Below are 7,350 nucleotides of genomic sequence, written 5' to 3'. Positions count from 1 at the left end.
CCTGTTGATGGACGAGCCGTTCGGCGCGCTGGACGAGATCGTGCGCGACCACCTCAACGAGCAATTGCTGCAACTGTGGGGCCGGACCAACAAGACCATCTGCTTCGTCACCCACTCCATTCCGGAGGCCGTCTATCTGTCGACCCGCATCGTCGTCATGTCGCCGCGTCCGGGCCGGGTCAGCGACATCATCGAATCGACGCTGCCGAAGGAGCGGCCGCTCGACATCCGCGAGACACCCGAATTCCTGGCGATCGCCGCGCGGGTGCGCGACGGGTTGAGGGCGGGGCATAGTTATGATGATTGAGCGCCCCGGCAAGCGAGCGACCAACCACGCCTTCGTCACTCTGGGGTGGAGCAGGCGCGCAGCGGCCTGCGTTATGGAAGCCGCCCGCCGCGATTTTGTCATCGTAGGGCGAAGCAAGGAGCGAAGCGACGCGGCGCAGACCCTAGGATCCATGCCGTTACTTCTGAGCTCCGCAACGGCGCAAAACGATGCACCCTCCGCTGTGCCTTCGAAGGGGAATTTTCTCTACTGCTTACACTCCTTGATCGACGTCACGGAATGGATCCTAGGGTCTGCGCGACGCTTCGCGTCGCTCCGCCCTAGGATAACGAGCGCGAAGGTGGTCGACCTCCGCTTCGCTCCGGCCACCCTCTCCCCGATGGGGAGAGGAGGGCGCCTCGCTGGCGAGGCCTCCTGATGGACACCTTCCGCGACAAACTCGTCCCCGTCACCTCGATCCTCGCTGGCGTGGTCGTGCTCTGGTACGTTTTCGCCGTCATCCTCAACGCGCCGTTCCAGCGCGATCTCGACACCCGTGCCAACGAAACCCCCGGCACTGTCGAGTTCATCGGCAAGACGCTGTTGCAGCCGAAGCCGACGTTGCCGGCGCCGCATCAGGTGGCGGTGAATTTCTTCGAGAACACGTTTCTGCGGCCCATCAACTCGAACCGAAGCCTCGTCTACAATGCCTGGGTGACGCTGTCCTCGACGCTGCTCGGCTTTGCCTTCGGCACCGCGCTCGGCATCGTCATTGCCGTCGGCATCGTGCATGTGGCGACGCTCGACCGCAGCCTGATGCCGTGGATCATCGCCTCGCAGACCATTCCGATCCTGGCGGTGGCGCCGATGATCATCGTCGTGCTGGCGGCGATCGGCATCACCGGGCTGATCCCGAAGGCGATGATCTCGACCTATCTGTCGTTCTTCCCGGTGACGGTCGGCATGGTGAAGGGCCTGCGCTCGCCCGAGATCATGCATCTCGACCTGATGCACACCTACAATGCCAGCCGCACGCAAACCTTCTGGAAATTGCGCGTGCCGGCCTCGGTGCCGTTCCTGTTCACCTCGATGAAGGTGGCGGTGGCGGCAAGCCTGGTCGGCGCCATCGTCGGCGAACTGCCGACAGGCGCGGTCGCCGGCATCGGCGCCAAGCTTCTAGCCGGCGCCTATTACAGCCAATCGATCGACATCTGGTCGGCGCTGGTCGCGGGCTCGATCGTGGCGGCACTTCTGGTCATGGTGGTCGGCATTGCCGGCCGCATCGTCGACCGCGCCATGGGCGGGAGGCCGGCATGAACTGGCTGAAACCTTCCTGGCAAGCGGTGCTGGCGATCGTGCTGTGCCTGATCGCGGTCGCGCTTGGCGCCATGTCGAGGCCGGAAGCGGCAGCGCTTGCGGACCCGACGGCGAGCATCAACTATCCCTATCTGGGAACGAAGGGCTTGATGCTCGGCCTTGCCGTGGTCGCGGCGCTGATCTCGATGGTCAGGATTCCATCCGTTGCAGAGGCCGTCGTGCTGTTCATCGGCGCGCATCTCGTCGCCTGGCTGCTGATATCGGGGATCGCAGGTTTCGAAGGCGCGGCACTGGCGCCGTATTTCCTGCTGCTGACGGCCGTCTGGCTGCTAGGCTGGCGTTGCGTCGCGGTGCTGTCGGGGCTCCGCCCGATAGCGGGTTGGGCGCGGACCGCTTTGCGTCTGATCATCCCCGCCATCTTCGGCGCCTGGATACTGATCATCTGGGAGGCGGTGACGCGGGGCGCCGGCATCCCCTTCATCCTGCTGCCGCCGCCGAGCGCGATCGGCGCGCGCATCGCCGGTTCGCTGCCGATACTCGGCGCCGATGTCCGGCAGACCATCTTCAAGGCGGTGCTCTTCGGCTATGTCGTGGGCAGCGGCGCCGGCTTCATCACCGCCATCCTTGCCGACCGCGTGCCGTTCCTGCGGCGCGGGCTCTTGCCGATCGGCAACATGGTCTCGGCGCTGCCGATCATCGGCGTGGCGCCGATCATGGTGATGTGGTTCGGCTTCGACTGGCAGTCCAAGGCGGCCGTCGTCATCATCATGACCTTCTTCCCGATGCTGGTGAACACGGTCGCCGGGCTTGCCGCGTCCGGCCATATGGAGCGCGACCTAATGCGCACCTATGCGTCCGGTTATTGGCCGACGCTCATCAAGCTCCGGCTGCCGGCGGCAGCACCCTTCATCTTCAACGCGCTGAAGATCAACTCGACGCTGGCGCTGATCGGCGCCATCGTCGCCGAGTTCTTCGGCACGCCGGTTGTCGGCATGGGATTCCGCATTTCGACCGAGGTCGGGCGGATGAACATCGACATGGTCTGGGCCGAAATCGCAGTTGCAGCACTTGCGGGTTCGGTCTTTTATGGCGTGGTCGCCCTTGTCGAAAGGGCCGTCACGTTTTGGCATCCCTCTGTCCGTGGTGGATAGGGGCGGTGGGTTAGGGCACTAACTTCAGAGGGTAAAAAAATGAAAAGACTTATTATTCCAGTTCTGGCCGGCGCGATGTCGCTGGCCGCGTTCCAGGCAATGGCCGCCGACAAGGTGACCTTGCAGCTGAAATGGGTCACGCAGGCGCAGTTTGCCGGCTACTATGTCGCCAAGGCCAAAGGCTTCTATGAGGCCGAAGGCCTCGATGTCGACATCAAGCCGGGCGGCCCCGACATCGCACCCGAGCAGGTGATCGCGGGCGGCGGCGCCGACGTCATCGTCGACTGGATGGGTGGCGCGCTCGCCGCGCGCGAAAAGGGCGTGCCGCTGGTCAACATCGCCCAGCCCTTCAAGAAGGCCGGCATGGAACTGGTCTGCCCGAAGGATGGGCCGATCAAGACCGAAGCCGACTTCAAGGGTCATACGCTGGGCGTCTGGTTCTTCGGCAATGAATATCCTTTCTACGCATGGATGAACAAGCTCGGGCTCAAGACCGAGGGCGGCCCGGACGGCGTCACCGTCTTGAAGCAGAGCTTCGACGTGCAGCCGCTGATCCAGAAGCAGGCCGACTGCATCTCGGTCATGACCTACAATGAGTATTGGCAGCTGATCGACGCCGGCTACAAGCCCGAACAGCTCACCGTGTTCAACTACTCGGCGATGGGCAACGACCTGCTCGAGGACGGGCTCTACGCCTCGGAAGACAAGCTCAAGGATCCGGCCTTCGAGGACAAGATGGTGCGCTTCGTGCGCGCCTCGATGAAGGGATGGAAATACGCCGTCGACAACAATGACGAAGCTGCCGGGATCGTCATGGACGGCGGTGGCCAGGACGAGAACCACCAGAAGCGCATGATGAGCGAAGTCGCCAAGCTGATCGACAATGCCGACGGCAAGCTCGACCCGGCGACCTATGAGCGCACCGCCAAGGCGCTGCTCGACCAGAAGATCATCACCAAGGAGCCGACCGGCGCCTACACCACGGCCATTACCGACAAGGCGGTCAAGTAAGCCGGACTGGCGTGATCAACAGCGCCTGCGACCGGTTTGACGGCTGATACCAAAAGGGGCGGGCGACCGCCCCTTTTCCATGCGCTCCAATCACAAAACCGTGTGCAGGGATACATTGCGCCGCCCATCCGTTGCAATGAAGCATGCGCGCGTCGGGGGAACCGCGACGCATGCTTTATTCAATATTCAATCGGAGGTTCTTCATGCGCGCTCACTCCTTCCTTCCGGCGCTATCGGCGCTCGCTATTTCCACCGCTTTCCTGTTCGCATCACCGGCCATGGCCGAGATGGTGAAATACAAGGCGACCCTCGATGGCGGCCAGCAGAGCCCGGCCGTCACCACCAAAGGCAAGGGGACGGCCACTCTCACCTTCGACACGACCAAGAAGAAGCTCAGCTGGAACGTGAAGTATTCCGGCCTCAGTGGCCCGGCAGTGGCCGCGCATATCCACGGCCCGGCGGCAATGGGTGAAAACGCTGATCCCGTGATCCCGTTCAAAGGCAAGCTGAAGAGCCCGATCAAGGGGTCGGCCACGTTGACCGATGCGCAGGCCGCTGACCTGGAGGCCGGCAAGTATTACGTCAACGTGCACACGGCCGCCCACAAGGACGGCGAGATTCGTGGCCAAATCGAAAAGGCGATGTAGGGTCCGGAGCGCCGCTCGCGCTTGAAGGCCGGCGGGACAGCGCCCCCCTCTGTCCTGCCGGACATCTCCCCCACCTGGGGGGAGATCGGCAGCTTGGAATGCAGCACCTTTTCTTTGGAGCCGACCGGTTCCTTCAGCTTTTGTCGCGAATCTGCGTCATCGTGCGGGTCGGCGTGATCGCCTCGGGATCGAGCCGGACCTCGACGATCGCCGGCTTGCCGCTGGCGCGGGCACGTTCGAAGGCAGGCGCAAAGTCTTCGGTCTTCTCGACAGTCTCGCCATGGCCGCCATAGGCGCGGGCAAGCGACGCGAAGTCGGGATTTTTCAGGTCGGTGCCGACCACACGGCCCGGATATTCGCGCTCCTGATGCATGCGGATGGTGCCGTAGATGCCGTTGTTGACGACGACGACGATGATAGGCAGGTCGTATTGCACGGCGGTGGCGAATTCCTGGCCGTTCATCAGGAAGCAGCCGTCGCCGGCGAAGGCGACCACGGTGCGCTCCGGATAAAGCGCCTTGGCGGCGACGGCCGCTGGCGTGCCGTAACCCATCGAGCCGGAGGTCGGTGCTCCTTGCGTGGTGAAGCGGCGGAAGCGATGGAAGCGATGCACCCAGGTGGCGTAATTGCCGGCGCCATTGGTGAGGATGGCGTCGTCGGGCAATACCTTTTCCAGGTAATTCATGATCGGCCCCATCTGCACCGGGCCGGGGCCGCTTTCCGGCGGCGTCGACCAGTCGAGATAGGCGGCGTGCAACTTTGGCGTTTCTTCCGCCCAGGCCGGCATTCCGGCCGGCTTGCGCTTGGCGAAAGCCTCCACGAAAGCCGCGGGCGATGCATTGATCGCCAGCGTCGGGCGGTAGACCCGGCCGAGTTCGCCGGCATCGGCATGGACGTGCACCAGTGCCTGGTCGGGATAAGGGCTCTTCAGCAGCGTGTAGTCCGAAGATGGCATCTCGCCCATGCGGCCGCCGATCAAGAGAACGACGTCGGCCTGCTTGATCGCCGCCGCCAGCTTCGGATTGATGCCGATGCCGACATCACCGGCATAGTTCGGGTGCAGATGGTCGAACAGCATCTGGCGGCGGAAGGAACAGCCGACAGGAAGCGACCAGGTCTCGGCGATTTCGTGCATCCGCGCCACGGCGTCCGCGTTCCAGCGCGTGCCGCCGAGGATGACGAAGGGACGCTTCGCGCTGCCCAGCAGCATTTCCAGCGCGTCGAGCTCGGCCCCGCCTGGATAGGTCTCGACCGGCGTATGGGGAAGTGCTTGCGGCGCCTTGACCTCGCTGGTCAGCATGTCCTCCGGCAGCGAGATGACCACCGGGCCAGGCCGGCCCGACGTTGCCACGGCGAAGGCGCGGGTGACGAATTCGGGGATGCGCGAGGCGTCGTCGATCTCGACCACCCACTTGGCGATGTCGCCGAAAAACCTGACATAGTCCACCTCCTGGAACGCCTCGCGTTCCTTGGCATGGCTGGCGACCTGGCCGATGAACAGGATGAGCGGAACCGAATCCTGCATGGCGATGTGGACGCCGGCCGAAGCGTTGGTGGCGCCGGGGCCGCGGGTGACGAAGCAGATGCCGGGCTTGCCGGTCAACCGGCCCTGGCAGTCGGCCATCATGGCGGCGCCGCCTTCCTGGCGGCAGACGATGGTGCGGATCGAAGAGTCATGCAGCGCATCGAGCACCGCAAGGTAGGATTCGCCCGGCACGCAGAAGATACGGTCGGTGCCGTTGGCTTCGAGGGCGTCGACGATCAGTTGTCCACCGGTCTTCATTTCCCAGACTTCTCCAGTTCGGCAAGGATTTCGTCAGTGTGCTCGCCAAGGCGCGGCGAGGGGCGTTCATAGGTGAGCGGTGTGCCCGACATCACCATCGGCGCGCGCACCGACGGCAGGCGGTTGCCATGGCCGTCGTCAAGGTCGAGCCGCATGCCGCGGGCAATGGTCTGCGGATCGGCGAACATCTGGCCGATCGTGTTGATCGGGCTTGCCGGCACGCTGGCGGCTTCGAGCTTCGCCAGCAGCGGATCGCGATCCCAGGTCTTCAGCGCCTCGATGATGCGTGCGCGAAGGTCCACGCGGTTGGCGACGCGGGCCGGATTGGTGGCGAAATCGGGATTCGCCGGCAAATCGTCCAGCCCGACGGCGGCGCAGAATTTGCCGAACTGGCCGTCATTGCCGACAGCCAGGATGATGTGGCCGTCCCTGACCGGAAGCACTTCGTACGGGGCAATGTTCATATGCGCATTGCCCATCTGCACTGGCGACTTGCCCGAGACGAGATAGTTGAGGTTCTGGTTGCCGAGCGCCGAGATCTGGGTGTCGAACAGCGCCATGTCTATGTGCTGGCCCTCGCCGGTCTGTTCGGCATGGCGAAGTGCGGCCTGGATGGCGATCACCGAATAGAGACCGGTGAAGATGTCCGAGATGGCGACGCCTGCCTTTTGCGGCTCGCGGCCGGCCTCACCGGTGATCGACATCATGCCGGCCATGGCCTGGATGATGAAGTCGTAACCGGCGCGTGGCGCATAAGGCCCGTCCTGGCCGAAGCCGGTGATGGAGCAGTAGACCAGGCGAGGGTTGATTTTCTTCAGACTGCCGTAGTCGAGCCCGTATTTCTTCAGGCCGCCGAGCTTGAAGTTCTCGATCAGCACATCCGCCGTCGCGACCAGCCGGCGCACCGTCTCGGCGCCTTCCGGCGTCGAAAAGTCGATGGCGATGGAACGCTTGCCGCGATTGCAGGAATGGTAATAGGCGGCTGACAGGTTCTCGCCGTCATGGCTCATGACGAAGGGCGGACCCCATTTGCGGGTGTCGTCGCCGCCATCGGGGCTCTCGACCTTGATGACATCGGCGCCGAGATCGGCAAGCAACTGCCCGGCCCAGGGGCCGGCAAGAATGCGGGCGAGTTCGACGACGCGGACGCCTTTCAGCGGGGGTTCGGCCATAAAT

6 protein-coding genes and 1 pseudogene are annotated in these 7,350 nt (G+C 63.9%); 5 read left to right on the top strand and 2 right to left on the bottom strand.

Features of this window, described 5'->3' with window-relative positions; genetic code table 11:
- The 5 genes and pseudogenes from EOA36_RS21280 to EOA36_RS21260 form a co-directional block, all read left to right on the top strand.
- A pseudogene (locus tag EOA36_RS21280) lies at window positions 1–307 on the top strand (ABC transporter ATP-binding protein); the annotation flags it as partial.
- Window positions 308–703: 396 nt separating this feature from the next.
- Window positions 704–1,582, top strand: coding sequence for an ABC transporter permease (locus EOA36_RS21275; protein WP_127279295.1), 879 nt, complete (start codon window positions 704–706; stop codon window positions 1,580–1,582).
- The gene (locus EOA36_RS21270) at window positions 1,579–2,733 is read left to right on the top strand and encodes an ABC transporter permease (RefSeq protein ID WP_127279294.1); all 1,155 of its coding nucleotides are present in this window, start codon (window positions 1,579–1,581) and stop codon (window positions 2,731–2,733) included. Before EOA36_RS21275 ends, EOA36_RS21270 begins: the two co-directional genes overlap by 4 nt.
- A 39-nt stretch (window positions 2,734–2,772) precedes the next feature.
- Complete coding sequence (locus EOA36_RS21265) at window positions 2,773–3,744, top strand: ABC transporter substrate-binding protein (protein ID WP_027160663.1); 972 nt, start codon at window positions 2,773–2,775, stop codon at window positions 3,742–3,744.
- A gap of 203 nt (window positions 3,745–3,947) precedes the next feature.
- Window positions 3,948–4,391 carry a CHRD domain-containing protein gene (locus EOA36_RS21260; protein ID WP_127279293.1) on the top strand — a complete coding sequence of 148 codons (444 nt, stop codon included), beginning with the start codon at window positions 3,948–3,950 and terminating at the stop codon, window positions 4,389–4,391.
- A 133-nt stretch (window positions 4,392–4,524) separates the two neighbouring features.
- Here the strand turns inward: EOA36_RS21260 and EOA36_RS21255 are convergent, their stop codons facing one another.
- A complete protein-coding gene (locus EOA36_RS21255) occupies window positions 4,525–6,174 on the bottom strand; it encodes a thiamine pyrophosphate-binding protein (RefSeq protein ID WP_127279292.1) in 1,650 nt (549 codons plus the stop codon).
- Window positions 6,171–7,346 carry a CaiB/BaiF CoA-transferase family protein gene (locus EOA36_RS21250; RefSeq protein WP_127279296.1) on the bottom strand — a complete coding sequence of 392 codons (1,176 nt, stop codon included), beginning with the start codon at window positions 7,344–7,346 and terminating at the stop codon, window positions 6,171–6,173. The genes EOA36_RS21255 and EOA36_RS21250 overlap by 4 nt, the downstream gene beginning before the upstream one ends.
- Window positions 7,347–7,350 lie beyond the last annotated feature (4 nt).

Source organism: Mesorhizobium sp. M8A.F.Ca.ET.021.01.1.1 (assembly GCF_003998025.1).
In the GTDB taxonomy this organism is placed as follows: Bacteria; Pseudomonadota; Alphaproteobacteria; order Rhizobiales; family Rhizobiaceae; genus Mesorhizobium.
This window is presented reverse-complemented; position numbering and strand designations above follow the sequence as displayed.

Excerpts from the sequence above, each read along its gene's own strand:
- EOA36_RS21270 (WP_127279294.1), top strand. The coding sequence starts at position 1,579 with ATGAACTGGCTGAAACCTTCCTGGCAAGCGGTGCTGGCGATCGTGCTG.
- EOA36_RS21250 (WP_127279296.1), bottom strand. The coding sequence starts at position 7,346 with ATGGCCGAACCCCCGCTGAAAGGCGTCCGCGTCGTCGAACTCGCCCGC.
- EOA36_RS21275 (WP_127279295.1), top strand. The coding sequence starts at position 704 with ATGGACACCTTCCGCGACAAACTCGTCCCCGTCACCTCGATCCTCGCT.
- EOA36_RS21265 (WP_027160663.1), top strand. The coding sequence starts at position 2,773 with ATGAAAAGACTTATTATTCCAGTTCTGGCCGGCGCGATGTCGCTGGCC.
- EOA36_RS21260 (WP_127279293.1), top strand. The coding sequence starts at position 3,948 with ATGCGCGCTCACTCCTTCCTTCCGGCGCTATCGGCGCTCGCTATTTCC.
- EOA36_RS21255 (WP_127279292.1), bottom strand. The coding sequence starts at position 6,174 with ATGAAGACCGGTGGACAACTGATCGTCGACGCCCTCGAAGCCAACGGC.